Raw genomic sequence first — 15,789 nt, forward strand, 5'->3', positions numbered from 1 at the left:
ATACTGTTTTGTGGAAATAAAAAAGCCCGGCAGAAACCGGACTTTCTTTAGCTCTGTGCGTTTCGCGTTACTTGTGCACTATGGGAAAAGTACGCGCGAAACCCCGTCATGTCAATATTATTATGCCGCATCTTGATCTTTTTCCGCGTGGATCACCTGCCATAGTGGTTGTTGAGCCTGAATATCCACTTCCTCGATCATTTTTTTCAGGGACTCCCACAGGTCGAGCCAGTCACGCGTCCAGTTCTTCGGGTCGATGGTCACGCCGAAGAACGTGTTCATCTCGGCGGCTATCCGCGCCGGGCCCCACTCTGCCGATCCGGCGACCTCCCCTTTATACGATTGCAGGGCCAGGGTAACCAGGTACTGCGCCTTCACGCGCTTGGCCGATGTCAGGTCAGGCAGCGCCGCTTTAGCGGTGATCAGCAGCACCGCGTTCAACAGGTGCTTCATGTTCATCGCCGGGTGGTACAGGTAGTGCCCGAACTGCTGCACCTGGAACGGCAGCGTGTCGATGGCGCGCAACACTTTGCCGATGGTGGCCAGGTGTGCAGCCCGGGCGGTGGACCTGCCTGCGGGGGTGCCGCGCGTCTCGCTGATGCTGATCTTCTGGCGCACAACCTGAATGCGCTCCTCCTTGTCATCCCCCAGCGCAGCGAACACCGCTTCGGCGCGGCGCATGCGCTGGCCCTTCTTGATCGGTGCCGACTGCGCTTTGTCGATGGCCACAGCGCTGATCGACGCGTTCGATTCGTGCTGAGCCTCAGTCCATACCTGCCTTGCGTTGATCAATTTCATGCTGCGAGCCCCTTCTTAAGTTCTTTGGTCTTTGCCCGGTATTCGGCGGTGATGGCTTTCAATTGCTCTACTGTTTCTTTGCGTGGCGTGTGGTCGGCTTCCATCGCCTCGACAGCCTCCAGGCCGATTCGGGCGATAAGGCCGGTGCGGAAACCCTGGGAAACCGTCTCGCCTTTGCGGGCGAACTTGGACGACCCTGCGTTACAGCTCTTGCACTGGAGCCAGATATTGCTGGGCACCAGCCTTAACTCTGGCCGGGCGCCCTTACCGAGGAAGTGGCCTGCATCGAAAGCACCGCCGGTCTTCCAACCCTGGGCGCTGAGGATTGATTCCTGCGACTCGCCGCAACTGATGCAGCCGCTACCAATGCTCAACTCGTAGGTGCGCCGGTAGTCGCGCACGGCCTTCTCTGCGTCCTTCATGTGGTCCGCCCGGGTCTTCAGCGCCTCTTTGCGCACCTTGATCTCGCGGCGACCGACATCCGCCAGGGCCTTCTTGGCGCTCGCCTGCCCTTTCTCGGACTTACCGTGTGCGATGGCACACTCGATAGCCCCGCAAACCGATTGCCCAGCGCGGGCCGGCGTGAACATCACCCGGCACACTGGGCAGCGCTTGCGGCGTGCGCCGCCGGACTTAAGCGGGGTTTTGCGCTGTAATGGGGTGCGCTTCATGCGAAGCTCCCGATTTGGTCAGCAGCGTTCAATGCCGCCTCTTCCGATTCAAAGTGGGCGGACAGGACCAGGCGCCAGCAGGCGTTGAATACGTCGCGATATAACGGCTCGAAGGCCGTGTCATCCATGGAGGCCCAGCTAATTGACTTGGCCTCCTTGCGCACGCCGTCGGGAGTTCGCACCAGGTGGAAGTGACCGGCCTCGATCGTCACCCATTCACGGAATGCCTCGCGGGACTTGTCCACCGCCGGAAAGCGCTCGGCCCTGGCCAACTCCAGACCGACGATGTACGCATCAACTGCATGCGACAACTGCCCAGGCTTTCCGCTCTGCGCCTCGAAGAACTTGGCCAGACCACGGATACCACGCATCTCTTGGCGAGGAACCAAGCCGCCTACCGGCTCCCAGTACTCCCACGCCAGATCCAGCATCGAGAAGAATTTGCCGTGGAACTTTGCGTTGCGCATTTTTGTGAACTTGCCGTGGACCACCTGGCCCAGCTTCCATTTTTGGGTTAATTCGCGGTCGGCCTCGGTCGCCGGCACAAGGCCTTGGACGGTACGGATAAGGGCGAGCTCAGCCATGGCATTGATCTCCCTTGCCCGTGATGGCAATCACTTTCTGTGCTACCTCATGGGCGTCTTCGAAGCGCTGAACATTGTCCTGCATGCATAGCAGGCCACCATCAACAAGATCCCAGCAGTGCCCGTACATCGAGGTCATGCCCTTCAGGGCTGAAAGTAGAGCCTCGTTCTCGGCCTTTAGCTGGTCACGCTCTGCAATCAGGTCAGCGCAGTCGCCACGCAGCGAACGGATGGCCCGCATGTGCGCGCCTTCACATAGCCGCACGTTCTCGGCGAGCAGCTCCAGCGCGACCTCCACCACGGTCTTATCACCCAGGAACTCATCCAGAGCCTCGGTGTTGCCTTTCCAACCTGCACAGTCAGCCCGATATGACGTGGCTTCGGCCCAGAGCAATCCCTTCAACTTTTCCTTGTCGATATCCATCACTTGCGCTCCCTTGCAGCCAGCATTTCATCAGCGAAGTGATAGGCGGCGTTTGAGTACTCACGCATCGTCGTCCAGCTGTGGCGTTTTCCATCACCGTCGGTGTAGCCCCAGCCCTTGGCGATGACCATCGCGTTCATGGCGTTTATGGCGATCTCATCGCGCAGACGCACAAGATCTTCGGTGGATGCGAGTTTTGCTTGTGGATTAGCCATCAGAAGCCCTCCTTGCCGCGATGAGATTCCCACTCGAACGCCACGCCTATGCAGCCGTTTTCGCGGATACGGTCGACACAGCGCACGCCCAGGGCATCATTCAGTTCACCGGGCGAAAGGTTGCTGACGATAATCATCGGGCGCCCCTGCTCATACCGGCCGTTGATGATGCTGAAAAGCGTGGCCAGCTCGAACTCGCTTTGCTTGGTAGCCCCCACTTCGTCCAATACCAGCAAGTCAGCGCCGATCAGCTCACGCATGATGTGGGCCTCGGTTTCGCCAGACTTGTCGCTGAAGGTCGCCTTGATATCGCCGATGACCGAGCCGACAGTGCGGTAGATCGCCTTGACCATGTGCTCGTTGATCAGAACGCTCGCTACGGATGTGGCTAGGTGCGTCTTTCCGGTGCCGACCTTGCCAAGGAGCAGCATGCACCGCCCTTCCCGCTTGTGTTTCGAGAAGTTGTCGGCGTACTCCATGCAGGCGTCCAGAGCTACCTGCTGGGCAGGCAATGACACCACGAAGTCGGCGAACGACTTATCAGCGAAACGCTTTGGGATTTTTGCTGCGTCGTGTTGCACCATCCGGAACTGAAAACGCTTGAGCTCAAGCTCTTCCATGTCGCGCTTGTCGCTGGCACAGATCGGGCAACCAGAAACACCGCCAGCCCTGAGCATCACCGCCGAGTATTCGCCGTGAGTGTCACATCGCGCCGGCTGACGGCCAATGACGCCGAACTTGCGATCCAGGTGCGGGCCAAGGTCAGAGACGGAACGTGCCATTGGCGTTCTCCTTGGTGCCTGCTTTGTAATCGCGGCTACCGGTCAGGGTATGCCTTGCAATGGCTTGGGGTTTCGGGAATGGGCGGATATTGCTCGCTCTGTTCTTGTCGTCCTTCACCCATTTGACCAGCAGTGACACCCATTTGGATTGGGTTTGCAGGAGGCCAGTTGTCTCATGGTGCGCGGTGAACGGGGCCACGGCGTCCTTGGTGAACAGGTCAGTCGAGACGCCGAAGTGAGCGCAGTAGGTCTTCAGCAGATTGGCGTCAGGCATCCAATCCAGGGTCATCTCGACAGGAGCCTTTGGGTCTACAGGCTGCTTAGCGTCTTCCGGTGGAAGGTCTTCTAGATCATCGAAGCCTTCGAAGCTTGAGCCCGGAATTTCTTCGCCCGCGGTGAGAGAGTGGTGTTGATCTTGATTCGGAGAATCAGAGAATCCGGTATCAGGAATCAGGATTCCACAATCAGGTATCAGGGCGTTATCGAACGGTGGGTTAACAGGCTCTAACGGTTCTTTAACGTTAAAAACCTGTTCACCAACGAGAACCTTACGTTGAGAGCCTGCGACTACAACGTTCTTTTTACGTTCGTAAACAGTGAGATAACCGTTAACGTCCGGGAGAGTGCTGTCCTTTTCCGAACCATGCGGGCTCTGGTGTTTCTGGAAGTTGATGATTTCAATAACCGAGAATCCTGCCACCTGGTAGCGGGAAATGAACCCGGCGGCGGCAAGGCGTGCCAGGCCTTCCTCCACGTCGTAGTCATCGCACGGGAACAACTCGATCTTGATTCGCTTCACGCGATCCTCGAGGCGCCCTTCCCGATCCGCCAGGCACCACAGGCCAATGAAAGCCAGCCGGTCAAATGCTGGAAGCTCGACAAGCAGCTCATTGCTGAACAGGCCCGGTTTAATGTTGCGTGCGCGGGCCATTATTGATTCACCTCGGCGGCGTAAGCAGCAATCAGTGCCTGAGCAGTGCATGCGATTTGCTCGAGTGCTTCGCCAGGATTCGTTGATGCGCTATAGAAAAGGCCTGCAATCTGACCTTCATCGAGCGTGTTTATGGCGAGGGAGGCATAGTTGAAGAAGTTGGTCATGCCTGAAGCGCTGGTCTCGAAGAGCCAGCCGCCGTACAAATCATCGCGGTAAAGACGATCCAGTATTCGGGCGTGCGTCACCGAGGAAACCCACCGGGCCAGATCATCCGCATCTTTAGTGGCTGATGGCGGATTTGGCCCTGGGCGAGCAAACACCGTATGCAGCATGGTTTCCACGCGCCGCGATTGAGCCTCCCGCGCTGCGGTAAGGTAATCCGCTGTGTCGCCCATGAAGTGAGTGCCGAACAGCTCGGATACACCTTCAAAATCGACACCAGTGAACCATTCGCGCCCGTGAACGCTGGTTCCACGCTCAGAGCAGTACGCGATGAGTGCATTCTCGGCTGCACCAGAATCGGCCAGCACCCCGGAAATTACTGACCGGTCATACGTTGCACATCGCATTGACGAGGTGCCGATGTGAGAATTGATTCGTGACTGCGCGTCCCGGCCCCGGCCAACCTTAAGCCAGCCATCAGAGAACAAGACCGCGTAAACCTTTCCTTCGCGAAATCGCGCCACGTTTTCAGATTGCGGAAAACGTGGCGCGAGATTTGTAGGGGTATTGATATGTGACTGGGTTTGCATATAATCGGCCTCACAAAGTGTTATCGAATTAGCCACCCTCGTCCGGTGGCTTTTTGGTGCCTGGAGTTTTCGGGGGCTTCTTTTACTAGTGCAGGCACCGAGCCCCCAAATCGCGGCATAAAAACCCGCGCACACCAAAAAAATTTCAAGCGATGGATTTCAGACTTGGCCGTGCGTCCTTGATCAACTGCTCAGCCTTTCGCCCCAACTCCCCCGCTTTCGCCTCAACCTGGCGGCACTGTTCAACGAACGCCGGTAAGTGCGGCAGGTCCTGCTCGCACATCACCTGGTCGTCAAACACCTCGCTGCCGGTGTCGATCACGTCCCCCAAGGCGCGGATCAGTGCGCCGAAGCTCTTGTTCGCGCATTGGTCGCTGGTCATCTGGCGGGCGCCAGTCAAGCCGTGGCGGCTCGCCAGCTCGTTCAAGCAGTGGTCGCGGAATTCAGGCTCAAGAGCGTTCACCCACGATTCTTCTAGCCAGGACGGCATTTCCTGATCGCCGGACAGCCAGCGCTGAACACGCTTGAGCCAGCGCCCGGTCGCCCTCACAAAGTCGGACACGTCGTTCTGCAAGGTAAGCGCGGCGAAGTCCGGCACCTCTTTGGCGATAGCTTTCTGCGGGCACGACAGATGCAGCTCGCGGCTCAACGCCTGGGCGAAGTCGTCCTGGCTCAGGCTGGTGCGCGCAATCTGGTTTGCAGCGTGGGCGACCAGCACCTGATCACGGGTTTGTACGGTGTGTCTGGAACTGGACGTTTGCATGGGGACTGTTCTCTTCTAATCTGGCTTTAATGGAACGGCGGACAGGGATGTCAGGCGGCGCCGCGTAGCACTTTGTGCGCCAGGTCGAGAAGATCCGGTCGCAAACCTGCGATGGTGATCTCTCCACCTGATGCGTCCTGAAGGCGCTCTGCCAGGTCAGCCGAGGCTTTTCGGTGACCGCCTGCCAGCTGCCACAGGTGCCCTACAGTTGTCTTGGCAGCGGCAGCCACTGACTGGCGCCGTTCGTTTGAAGCGCTGGCGAGCCAGTCACGCAGGTGGTCATTCATGGGATCTCTCCTTAAACATGGGAGAAATTTAGCTTACGGCTAATGTCGTAGCAAGGAATATTTAGCTTTGAGCACATTTAGCATTGAGCTAAACGCTGGCATTCTTGCCCGCATGGATATTTATGCGATTCGTAAACAGCAACTGATCAGCCTTATAGGCAGCCAGCGAAAAGGCGCGTGCGCCGAGCGCTGGGGAATGGCGCCTGCGCACCTGAGTCAGATTTTGTCGGACAAGACGGCGAAGAATTTGGGGGACGACGTAGCGCGGAGAATCGAGTCGATCGAGGGGCTACCTAGAGGTTGGTTTGACTCCGTATCACCAGACGAAGAACCGACCACAGGCGCTCACTTAGGCGAGGTATCCGTACAGACAGCGGCTGACCAGATAAAGCAGATGCTTTCGAAGGTCAAAGGGTTATCGAGCACCGCTCGTGACAGGATCATTGCGGCCGCTGACGAGTCGAGTAACGTCATAACCGTTGACTTCTCTCGCCCAGGCCAGGTCGGCGATGAAGTGTGGATCGCTCACTATGATGTACGCGCAGCGATGGGCGGAGGCCAGATCCCGCACGAATACCCGGAAATGCTCCAGGACATACGGGTCAGCCCCAAGCACCTGCGTGACCTGGGCGTCACCTTCAAAGAGCACTTCCACCTCAAGATGATCACCGGATGGGGTCAGTCGATGGCCCCGACGATCAAGGATCGCGACCCCCTGCTCGTGGACATCACGATCCGGGAGTTTACAGGCGACGGTATCTACCTCTTCTCCCACGACGAAATGCTGTACGTGAAGCGCCTGCAGAAGAAAGGGAAGGACCGCTTCAAGATGATCTCGGACAACAAGCACCATGATCCCGAGGACATCCGGGTGGACGACACCCACATCCTGGCCCGGGTGCTTTATGTATGGAACGGACAGCCGGTATAACGCCATGGCTCTGACCAAACCCAACCAGCAGCTGCGCCGCGAACTGAAAGAGGCTGCAGCCCTACTCAAGTGGTCTGGCGTTGATTTGTGTGTCTTTGCCAAATGCCTTCTGGCGGCAGGGGACGAGCAAAGCGCTAACGATATGATGAAGATCGCGCTGAGTTTTCAGGAAACTGAGGACAAGCTGGCGGGGTATGCGGAAGAGGTAAAGATTGGCGGAATAGAGCGCGGATGACGTGATGACTAAATCAGAGAGTCTGAGGCGAGATGTGGACTCAAAATATTTGTGCTTTTTCCTGATCAAGTCAATCTAGGAACGAACAAAAAGTAATACATGGAAGGTATAATTTTAAATGAAAAAAAACCTTGATATAAACTCAGCTCACAGGCTGCGCGCAGCTAATAAGCGAAATCGCCGAGCACTGAGAGTTAAAGGCCCAGGGGTTTTAGGATATGTCAGCCTTAGATACTTAAAGCCAAAGTTCAAAGACCTAAAATTTACTTACAACTCATTCAATCCGACAGTATATTCACCACCTGAGCTTGATATGTATGCGCGCTCCAATCTCGAGCTGTTTTCAAACTTTCTTGAAAACCTTAGACTTAGTTCAAAATACAATAACCATGTGATTATTTCATTTAAAGGAACCAACAAAATAACCGCATGCGCAGGGCTTCGTCTATTAGCCGAAGTTTCTCACCTATTAAAAATTCACCCAACACTTTCCTTTGGTTGCTCATTTGCGAAGAAGCGGCGTAACCGAAATAAAAAAAATGATAACCAGATAGAAAAAGCATTGCAGGAAATAGGCTTTTTTGATGCCATTCGACAGCCTAATTTTTTGCCCTCACGCAGCGAGGGGGTTGCGGTATGGCAACAACTTTCCGGAAATCTTGCTGATGGAAGTTTAGCTGCAAGTCTGCTCAACAATCTACCTAGTTCAATATCAAAAATATCTAAATCCCACTTATATAAGGGGGCGATTGAAGCGATGGCCAATAGCGTAGATCACGCCTACCCTCCAGAAGAGATTGAAAGCTCTAATACCGAGAACAGGTGGTGGATGCTAGTAGGAAAAAAACAAAACAGCATAACCCAGATCATTTGCGACCTAGGTGTTGGTATACCAGTAACTTTGCCGAAAAAACACGAAGAAAGTACACTCACTACTATTTTTAGGGCAATAGGAATACTAGGTAGTGGCGATGCTGAATTGATACATGCTTCAACATTTATAAAAAGGTCTAGAACAAATCTCCCATATAGAGGCAAAGGAGGCGCGGACATAAGATCGATCACAGAGCACTTTCCTTCTGCGCTGCTGTCTATCCGGAGCAACAGGGGGTGCTACGTGGTAGCTGGACTCGACCACCCAGGCATTGTCTCGGGCGGGTATAAGGAGATCCCGGATGCACAGGGTCGCGAGTGGTCTGCGAGCTACAATGGATCTATTCATGGTACTATGATTGAGTGGACTGTGTCCTTGAAGGATTTAGAAGCATGAAAAGTATATTTGTTACATCGTTCTCAGAATTTCCGGGGCCTAGATATATTGATTTAGGTCCTTTTTCTGGAGAGTTATTCAGGAAAAAAGTTTTGCTACCTGAAATCGAAGCCAACAAAGGCGAAATCACTGTTGTGCTTGATGGGGCATTCGGATATGGGTCTTCGTTCTTGGATGAGGCTTTTGGTGGTTTAATTCGTGATGGAGTACCAAAAGAGATAGTTTTAAAAATATGTGACAACTTAATCTCTAATGATGACCCTTCCTTAAAGCTAGAGGTAACTCAATGGGTTAACGAGGCCATAGCCCATGGAGAAGCTTTTAATGGCAACAGAATCTAATACTGGACTAGATATAGGTTCAATTGTAGGTTGGACGTTCGCCATCGTCGGACTTGTCGCAACACTAGTTGGCTGGTATGTGCGAGGCCAACAACAAAGATGGCTAGCAAAGAAAAAAGACGTCCATGACGCCATTGATCGCGCAATCAAATCCCTAGTAGACTTTGAGGATTGTGCGCTCAGTTTCTGGATCGATAAGGATACAAAGCACTCTCAGCATCATGTCCTTGCATTGCATAGACGATTGGTTGTAGCCTTCAAGCAAGTGTCTGAGTTAAGCGAAAAAGACCTGCCTGTCCAATATATTTCTGACTTAAGAAAGCACTCCACTCTAGACTTTGAACAAGCTAAACGGCCGATCAGCCCCACTTCGCCGAGAGTTTCGAACATAGCATTAGCTTCGGGGCGATTGCTAAATTCGAGTTATCTATTGAAGTCATGGAAAAAAATTTCAGAGGCGAGTAAGCCAAGATAAAACAATTATTGAGCGCCCGACCATGCGCCGGGCTTGTTGTATCTGCCCTTCCTGATCTGAGTCCGTAGCCCGCCATTGAGCGGGCTTTTTCATGTCTGTCAGAAAGGCGACGCCTCTTCTTCCTGCTCAAACTCAACCTCTCCCCCGCCCTCCACCTCGACTTCTTGCTGTTCCCATCTCACCGTCACGCTACCGTCGTCATTGAGCGTCAACTCAAGCTCGTCCGTATCGGCGATCACGCCCAGCACCTCTTCCCATTCCCGTTCCCCGTCCGTGTCCAGGCGATGGATCGTCACCCAGCGCTGAGCCTGTGCCACCGGGTGGTTAATCATGGATGAGACGCGCAGCGCCAAGCGCTCCATGCCGCTCATTTCCTGTCGTGCTACCGGTGCCACATTCTTCTTCGCCATGAAATTCCCTCCCAACTAAATGCTGTATATCCATACAGCTAATTGAAAAATCATAGCTCACTGCTAATGGGCGCGTAAAGCGTTTGTGGACCTCAGCCATCGGCTCGGAGAAGCCTGGCGGATCGCGATAATTTCGCCCACCGCTAAATATTTAGCTTGGAGCTATTGACGATATTTTAGCTTGGGGCTAAATTAACCCCATCGCAGCGACACACAGCCACTGCGAAGGGCATCCGCCCACCGCTCTTTGGTTTTACCCCTTGCCGGATCACCACCGGCCCAGATTCAAAGGCAGCGATGAACCGGCCTAAACGGTTCAGAGGGTTGGCAACTGACCCGGGCGTGCAGCGTAAAGCGCCAAGAACAGTTTTCCAGCGGGAGAACAAGCCGAAAGGCCCGCGGCTGGAGTGACATTCGATTCAAGCCGGTGACCGACGCCAGTAGCGGGTCTCGGCCAGCTCCAAAAGATTTGAATTAGCGATCCCGATAGCATCGGCTGGGAACGCCGGACCTCATGCACCCTGCCCCACTCAATCAGGGCACTTAGAGCTGTAGCGTGCATGTTGTAAGGACCTGTGATCCACGGCGAACAGATGCTGTTTGACGCTGTGAGTAGGAAGCTCGAAGCCCGCACCCATAACGAACCGCCGACCTGCAATCAGCAGCGGGATACGCGGCGCCGCCCTAGCGAAGAGGGAGCCACCGCTGACGCAACAAACCCAGGCCGTCGCCAGTAGCGGGCCTGGGCACCATTCCCCACCTCTATTACGTCAGCACTCCCCCCGCACCCATCGGCAACCAGCGGGAGGCATGAGTGTTGACGAATACAGGTGAACAACCCGCCAATCTGGAGGCGACCATGATCCAAAGTCACCAAGCTCACTGCGATGTAGCACTTGCAATGAACCAGCGCCGCAATATGTCTCTAGCCCTTTGTCTGGGCATGGTCAGCTCCAGTACGCCAAAGAGCTCCCCCCGCTACCGTGTAGTTCCAGCGGGCCACGAGTTCTTCCACGTCGTCGAGGCCTCCACCGGAAAGGTGAAGGGGTTCCGGCAAGACCACAATGAAGCCTGTGCCCTTGCCCGGTTCCTGGAGTCTCGTCATGCAAACAAGCTACGCGGATAGCGCCCAGGCCCGCGAATCCGACAGGCGCTGGGACTTGCCGAACTTCGGAAGGGCTAAGCATATCGATCTGTTCCACGAGTACACGGCAGATGACCTGGCAGAGCGTGAGGCGCGTCGTCTCAAAGAGCGCGCCAGCCTAAAGCTGCGTATCAGCGTGGCTATGGGGCAGATGGAACTGATCTGCCCGCCAGTAAGGGGTGATGAATGAACATCGCCCAGCGAGACCACCAGATAGCCGTGGGCTGGATAGAGGCCGAGATAGAAAACCTGATCCGGGATCTGGGTAAGGAAAATGCCAGCGCCGCGGCGCGGTCATGCATAACCCTGGCTTTTATGCTCAGAGCCATCGACGAGGCTGAGCACCGTCATTACCAGGCGCGCATCGACCAGATCTACGCCAAGCACAACGCCTCCATCGTTTCCGCCGCATAACTCTTCTGACCCACACCACTTTCAATGCTGCGTCAAGCGCGGCGAGGGATCGTCATGTCCAAAAATGCCAACCAAGTACTCGCACAAGAATCACTCGAAACATCTGAGGCCCCAGAAGTGAAAAAATCTGTAACGCCTGCCGTATCGATCACCGACATTGTTGAATATCAACCGCATGAAGAGCAGATCGTTCGCTTGGAGACCACCTACGCGAAGCTGATCGTTGACTGCTCGACGAGCGAAGGTTTGGCAAATGCCAAAGAGGTTCGCGTCGACATCCGCGACGTGCGCTATGCCCTGGCGAACACTACCAAGACAGCACTGGTGCCATACCAGCAGAAGGTGAAAGAAGCGCAGGCCCGAGTTAATCAGGTCAAGGATTTTGGCGAGGCGTTGAAGGCCCGCGTTTTGGTGCTCGAAGAGCCAGTTGATGAAGCCATCAAAGCCGAAGAAAAGCGTATTGCCGACGCGAAGGCCGAGAAGGAGCGCCTTGAACAAGAGCGCATCGAAGCCATCCGGGCAAAAATCAACCGCTTCAGCGCTGTCGCTGCCGCCTATGCAAGCCGAAGCGCAGCCGACGTTTCTAACATCCTGCAAGGCGTCAAGGAAGCGGTGATCCTGCCCGAGGAGTATGGCGAGTTTGAAGCTGAAGCCACCATCGCTCGCGACAACGCGATTGATCAGCTGGAAGTGCTGCACAAGTCTGCCCTGGAGCGCGAAGCGGCCGCCGAAAAGCTACTGGCCCAGCAAAAGGAGCTTGATGAGCTGCGAGAGAAACAGCGAATCGCCGACGCCGAGGCTGAAGAGCTGCGCAAACAACGCGCCGAGGAAGATCGTCAGCGCTTAAAGAAGCAGCAGGACGAGCTGGACCAGCAGCGCCGCGACATGGAAGAACAGCAACGACAACAGCGTGAGCAGCATGAACAGCAGCAGCGCCAGCAGGGCGAGCGCGATGCCCAGTATCAGCGAGATCAGGAAGAGCTGGCCCGTCTTCGCGCCCAAGCTGCCGCGCCGGCCCCGGTCATTGCTACGGCTCCTGCGTCGATCGAAGCGAAGGCCGAGGTCGCACCAGTCAGCTCACAGACGACCGGCGCTGAACAGGACGATTTGACTACGTCCGCACCGGCAGTTGACGACATTATCGAGGTTGTAGCGCTGGGCTTTGACGTAGACCTCGAAACTGCTCACGCCTGGCTTCGTGCCATCCGCTTCTAACCACCCTTTCCATCTCACATCCAGCAAATCCCATGCTGGCTACGGAGAGCGCTATGACCGATACAGACCCCCAAGCACAAACCGGCCTCGCCACCTACCACGACCCATCGCACAACGCTGCAGCACTCATCCTCGACCCGGGCACCATGAAGTCGATGAGCGATCTCGCGATGATGATGTCAAAGGGCGTTACAACAGTCCCTAAGCACCTCAAGGGCAACCAGGCTGACTGCATGGCGGTAGTGCTGCAAGCGATGCAATGGCAGATGAACCCATTCGCGGTGGCTCAGAAGACGTTTATCGTCAACGGTGGCGCATTGAGCTATGAGGCCCAGCTCGTGAACGCAGTGATCACCGCCAAGGCGCCGGTCAAAGGTCGCTTGAACTTTGAGTGGTTCGGCTCCTGGGAAAACGTCATCGGGAAGATGCGCGAAGTCACCAGTAAGACCAAGAAGGACGAGGATACAGGCGAGCCCAAAAAGTATCGTGTCCCGGCCTGGAGCTTTGATGATGAGAAAGGCCTCGGGATCAAGGTTTGGGCAACCTTCAAAGGCGAAGACGAACCGCGCACTCTTGAGCTGTTACTGACCCAGGTTCGCACACGTAACTCTACGCTCTGGGCGGAAGACCCGAAGCAGCAAATCGCATACCTGGTCACCAAAAAATGGGCGCGACTCTTCTGCCCTGACGTGATCCTTGGTGTTTACACCCCTGACGAATTCGAGGATTCGTACGGCGGCGAAATCGACATCACCCCCGCCCAGCAGACTGCGAACACCGCTGCCGCGGCAGGCGTGTCGTTCGGGCCTAAATCTCCATCGCCTGACATCGACGGAGTATTTGCTGACCTTCTGGTCGTCGCGAAGCGCCAGGACATCGAAGCCTACGCAGCAGCTTGGGCGGGCCTCAAGCCGAAGCAGCGAGCGGCAATCGGTCTGGAATGCCACGAAGCACTCAAGAGCATGGCGGCGACCGTTGATGCTGACTTCACCGACATGAGCGGCTCCAACGCAGACCAGCCCCATTCAGAGGAGGCCGCGTAGTGAGAACTGAGCTTCAGGGCACGGACAAGTGGCATGCAGACCGATCTGGTCGCGTGACAGCCAGCCGCTTTAAAGACGTGTTGGCCTGGGGAAAGCCTGACAAACATGGGAAGCGCGAGCCGATGGGCGCGCGCACCTCATACATGCGCGAACTGTGCTTCGAGCGGCTGGCGAAGAAGTCCAAACACAACGTTAGCAGCGCCTCCCTGAAATGGGGACACGCCGAAGAACAAAAGGCCCAGGACGCCTACGAAATGCTGACCGGCAACATCGTCGTCCCCTCCGAATTTATCGTCCACCCCAAGTACGACTGGCTTGGCTGCTCTCCCGACGGCCTGATCAACGATGACGGCGGCACTGAATCAAAGTGCCCTTTCAACGAAGCAATTCACATCAGGACCTGGCTCGAAGGCATGCCCGAAGAACACATCCCGCAGATTCAGGGATGCATGTTCGTTACGGGTCGCAAGTGGTGGGACTTTATTTCGTTCGATTCTCGCCAAGATGAAGAGTGTCAGCTCTATATCGAGACGATTTACCGCGACGAGGACTACATCGCAAACCTTCACAAGGAGCTGGTCCAGTTCAACCTGGAGCTAAATCGCATGGTCGACGAGGTCGCAGACAAGGCACGGGCGCAAGCCCACCGCCTGGGAGCCTGAGCATGCGCCGCATAACCCGCATCCAGCAACGCAAACGTCAAACCTGGCTCGCATTGCCGGCCAGCGGAATAGAAGAGGCAGGCCATGGCAGCCCAACAAAAGGAGCGCACGGCAAAGCTTGCCGAGAAGCGGCAGGAACTGGGCGAGCAGGAGTTGCGGCACACGGTACCGCACGGCACCCGGCAGATGCTCGACGAGTTGATGCTCTGGCATAAGGTCGAGGAAGTCAGCGAGGCGGTGCAACTGCTGGTGCTGAATGGCCGGGCCGAGGATCTGTCGCCGGCGCCGCAGAAGGTCAAAGGGCCGTCCGACATCATCCGCCACTACTTCCGCCAGGGAATGCGTGACCGGTTGGCAGCGCTCACCGCCGAACTGGGCGAGACGAAGGACCGGGCTACCATCTGGAGACTGATCGCGCATGCCCACTCTCTGGGCCCCAAGAAATCCGCAGCCCTCTTCAAAATTAAGCGCCACGGTTACGAGATAACTGAAAACGTGGCGCGCAAATTACGGCAAGCAGGATTTGCCGAATCACTCCAGATGAACGCCATAGACGATGGCGACAATGATTAAAACCTTGCGCGATTCAAGGAGGAGATAGCGAAGAAATACTTAAAATCACTTGAAGAAATGTGCCGGCCCCTTAGGCAAAACCTCCTCATTGTATATTTTTTCGGTCAACCACTTAATCTTGCCTTTGACTACAGTTTGAACATGTTCAAAAAGTTGAATAAATCCTACTTCACCACCATTGCCATGCCACAGCAAATCAGGCTGATTGATTTCTGTATAGAGATTCATCGGAAGGTCTTTCCCATATTTAACCTTTGCGGGAATAACCAAGGCAACAGATGCAAACTCTAGTCGCTTGGCGCCACTGTGCGCCGCAAAGTTATGCCTATAAGACATAGCAATATCGTGAATCTCAGTAAATCTTTCATCTAACTGGGTTCTTTCAAGCTTCACAGGACGGCCATCGCACTTAGAAAAGCCTTTGCCGTAAAAGGTAAGTGACGCCACAAACAGACCTTTAACGATACTATATCTCTCCCTATCTCGAGCTACACTAAAAGCACCCTCCTTCTTCTCATCTAAATCACCGACGAGATCTTTAATCTTTCGAAGCCAAATCAGTGCACTGCGAATATCCTTCTCGATAAGTGCATAGCCAGCAAGATGCTCGCTAAATCTAGACTTAAGATAAACGCTTTTACATGGCTTGTTTTTAAACTTGTAGATTCTATGGAATTTGCCCGTCACTTTATCGACATAGTCAATGTGCGACCAGTCATCTTCCATTTTTTTTATACCTACGGCTCTTACGCCTACGGGTTTCATTAACTAAACATCCTTGACCTGTTTTTTGAGTATAAAACACCAATCCAAACCAAATAGCCACCACCGGACACCGGAGGGCGGCGCCTGACTGGAGAAAGTCC

Annotated in this window: 24 protein-coding genes; 12 read left to right on the top strand and 12 right to left on the bottom strand. The window is 55.0% G+C overall.

Going from position 1 to position 15,789, the window contains the following annotated elements; translation table 11 throughout:
• Positions 1–120: 120 nt before the first annotated feature.
• From JTY93_RS15485 to JTY93_RS15530, 10 genes are all read right to left on the bottom strand, one after another.
• Complete coding sequence (locus JTY93_RS15485; protein ID WP_205475833.1) at positions 121–798, bottom strand: bacteriophage antitermination protein Q; 678 nt, start codon at positions 796–798, stop codon at positions 121–123.
• Positions 795–1,469, bottom strand: a complete 675-nt coding sequence (locus tag JTY93_RS15490; protein WP_205475829.1) for a recombination protein NinG — start codon at positions 1,467–1,469, stop codon at positions 795–797. Before JTY93_RS15490 ends, JTY93_RS15485 begins: the two co-directional genes overlap by 4 nt.
• The gene (locus tag JTY93_RS15495) at positions 1,466–2,053 is read right to left on the bottom strand and encodes a DUF1367 family protein (RefSeq protein WP_205475828.1); all 588 of its coding nucleotides are present in this window, start codon (positions 2,051–2,053) and stop codon (positions 1,466–1,468) included. Before JTY93_RS15495 ends, JTY93_RS15490 begins: the two co-directional genes overlap by 4 nt.
• Positions 2,046–2,477 carry a hypothetical protein gene (locus tag JTY93_RS15500; RefSeq protein ID WP_205475826.1) on the bottom strand — a complete coding sequence of 144 codons (432 nt, stop codon included), beginning with the start codon at positions 2,475–2,477 and terminating at the stop codon, positions 2,046–2,048. The genes JTY93_RS15495 and JTY93_RS15500 overlap by 8 nt, the downstream gene beginning before the upstream one ends.
• The gene (locus tag JTY93_RS15505) at positions 2,477–2,692 is read right to left on the bottom strand and encodes a hypothetical protein (RefSeq protein ID WP_205475823.1); all 216 of its coding nucleotides are present in this window, start codon (positions 2,690–2,692) and stop codon (positions 2,477–2,479) included. Before JTY93_RS15505 ends, JTY93_RS15500 begins: the two co-directional genes overlap by 1 nt.
• Positions 2,692–3,474, bottom strand: a complete 783-nt coding sequence (locus JTY93_RS15510) for an ATP-binding protein (RefSeq protein ID WP_205475820.1) — start codon at positions 3,472–3,474, stop codon at positions 2,692–2,694. Before JTY93_RS15510 ends, JTY93_RS15505 begins: the two co-directional genes overlap by 1 nt.
• Positions 3,455–4,405 (bottom strand): DnaT-like ssDNA-binding domain-containing protein, encoded by a 951-nt coding sequence (locus JTY93_RS15515; protein ID WP_205475818.1) that lies wholly within the window; start codon positions 4,403–4,405, stop codon positions 3,455–3,457. Before JTY93_RS15515 ends, JTY93_RS15510 begins: the two co-directional genes overlap by 20 nt.
• Positions 4,405–5,160 carry a hypothetical protein gene (locus JTY93_RS15520; RefSeq protein WP_205475815.1) on the bottom strand — a complete coding sequence of 252 codons (756 nt, stop codon included), beginning with the start codon at positions 5,158–5,160 and terminating at the stop codon, positions 4,405–4,407. The genes JTY93_RS15515 and JTY93_RS15520 overlap by 1 nt, the downstream gene beginning before the upstream one ends.
• A gap of 145 nt (positions 5,161–5,305) precedes the next feature.
• Positions 5,306–5,923 (bottom strand): DUF8585 domain-containing protein, encoded by a 618-nt coding sequence (locus JTY93_RS15525; RefSeq protein WP_205475812.1) that lies wholly within the window; start codon positions 5,921–5,923, stop codon positions 5,306–5,308.
• A 50-nt stretch (positions 5,924–5,973) separates the two neighbouring features.
• Positions 5,974–6,210, bottom strand: coding sequence for a helix-turn-helix domain-containing protein (locus JTY93_RS15530; RefSeq protein ID WP_017479602.1), 237 nt, complete (start codon positions 6,208–6,210; stop codon positions 5,974–5,976).
• 112 nt (positions 6,211–6,322) lie between these two features.
• Here JTY93_RS15530 and JTY93_RS15535 point away from each other — a divergent pair, with 112 nt between their 5' ends.
• The 5 genes from JTY93_RS15535 (at position 6,323) to JTY93_RS15555 (ending at position 9,462) form a co-directional block, all read left to right on the top strand.
• Complete coding sequence (locus JTY93_RS15535) at positions 6,323–7,141, top strand: S24 family peptidase (RefSeq protein WP_205475959.1); 819 nt, start codon at positions 6,323–6,325, stop codon at positions 7,139–7,141.
• Positions 7,142–7,145: 4 nt separating this feature from the next.
• Positions 7,146–7,376 (top strand): hypothetical protein, encoded by a 231-nt coding sequence (locus tag JTY93_RS15540; RefSeq protein WP_205475810.1) that lies wholly within the window; start codon positions 7,146–7,148, stop codon positions 7,374–7,376.
• Positions 7,377–7,494: 118 nt separating this feature from the next.
• Positions 7,495–8,646: a hypothetical protein gene (locus JTY93_RS15545; RefSeq protein WP_205475808.1), complete on the top strand. Its 1,152-nt coding sequence runs from the start codon at positions 7,495–7,497 to the stop codon at positions 8,644–8,646.
• Positions 8,643–8,987: an STAS-like domain-containing protein gene (locus JTY93_RS15550; RefSeq protein WP_205475806.1), complete on the top strand. Its 345-nt coding sequence runs from the start codon at positions 8,643–8,645 to the stop codon at positions 8,985–8,987. The genes JTY93_RS15545 and JTY93_RS15550 overlap by 4 nt, the downstream gene beginning before the upstream one ends.
• Positions 8,971–9,462 carry a hypothetical protein gene (locus tag JTY93_RS15555; RefSeq protein WP_205475805.1) on the top strand — a complete coding sequence of 164 codons (492 nt, stop codon included), beginning with the start codon at positions 8,971–8,973 and terminating at the stop codon, positions 9,460–9,462. Before JTY93_RS15550 ends, JTY93_RS15555 begins: the two co-directional genes overlap by 17 nt.
• A 98-nt stretch (positions 9,463–9,560) precedes the next feature.
• Here JTY93_RS15555 and JTY93_RS15560 read toward each other — a convergent pair whose 3' ends face one another.
• Positions 9,561–9,872 carry a DUF1654 domain-containing protein gene (locus JTY93_RS15560; RefSeq protein ID WP_205475804.1) on the bottom strand — a complete coding sequence of 104 codons (312 nt, stop codon included), beginning with the start codon at positions 9,870–9,872 and terminating at the stop codon, positions 9,561–9,563.
• Positions 9,873–10,791: 919 nt separating this feature from the next.
• Between JTY93_RS15560 and JTY93_RS29135 the strand changes: the two genes are divergently transcribed.
• The 7 genes from JTY93_RS29135 to JTY93_RS15590 all read left to right on the top strand — a co-directional run bounded on the left by JTY93_RS29135 (position 10,792) and on the right by JTY93_RS15590 (position 14,923).
• Positions 10,792–10,998: a hypothetical protein gene (locus JTY93_RS29135; protein ID WP_240344164.1), complete on the top strand. Its 207-nt coding sequence runs from the start codon at positions 10,792–10,794 to the stop codon at positions 10,996–10,998.
• Complete coding sequence (locus tag JTY93_RS15565) at positions 10,976–11,206, top strand: hypothetical protein (RefSeq protein WP_205475803.1); 231 nt, start codon at positions 10,976–10,978, stop codon at positions 11,204–11,206. Before JTY93_RS29135 ends, JTY93_RS15565 begins: the two co-directional genes overlap by 23 nt.
• Entirely contained in the window at positions 11,203–11,430 is a 228-nt protein-coding gene (locus JTY93_RS15570) for a hypothetical protein (protein ID WP_198792948.1), read from the top strand. The genes JTY93_RS15565 and JTY93_RS15570 overlap by 4 nt, the downstream gene beginning before the upstream one ends.
• Positions 11,431–11,484: 54 nt before the next feature.
• Positions 11,485–12,645, top strand: a complete 1,161-nt coding sequence (locus tag JTY93_RS15575) for a coiled-coil domain-containing protein (RefSeq protein WP_205475802.1) — start codon at positions 11,485–11,487, stop codon at positions 12,643–12,645.
• Positions 12,646–12,698: 53 nt separating this feature from the next.
• Positions 12,699–13,688 (top strand): RecT family recombinase, encoded by a 990-nt coding sequence (locus tag JTY93_RS15580; protein ID WP_205475801.1) that lies wholly within the window; start codon positions 12,699–12,701, stop codon positions 13,686–13,688.
• Positions 13,688–14,350, top strand: a complete 663-nt coding sequence (locus JTY93_RS15585) for a lambda exonuclease family protein (protein ID WP_205475800.1) — start codon at positions 13,688–13,690, stop codon at positions 14,348–14,350. Before JTY93_RS15580 ends, JTY93_RS15585 begins: the two co-directional genes overlap by 1 nt.
• Positions 14,351–14,434: 84 nt before the next feature.
• Positions 14,435–14,923 (top strand): hypothetical protein, encoded by a 489-nt coding sequence (locus tag JTY93_RS15590; protein WP_205475799.1) that lies wholly within the window; start codon positions 14,435–14,437, stop codon positions 14,921–14,923.
• A 45-nt stretch (positions 14,924–14,968) separates the two neighbouring features.
• On the opposite strand, the gene JTY93_RS15595 is transcribed toward JTY93_RS15590, so the two are convergent.
• On the bottom strand, positions 14,969–15,688 hold the full coding sequence (locus JTY93_RS15595; protein ID WP_205475798.1) for a hypothetical protein: 720 nt from the start codon (positions 15,686–15,688) through the stop codon (positions 14,969–14,971).
• Positions 15,689–15,789: the final 101 nt, after the last annotated feature.

Origin of the sequence: Pseudomonas hygromyciniae (assembly GCF_016925675.1) — a bacterium.
Classification (GTDB): Bacteria; Pseudomonadota; Gammaproteobacteria; order Pseudomonadales; family Pseudomonadaceae; genus Aquipseudomonas; species Aquipseudomonas hygromyciniae.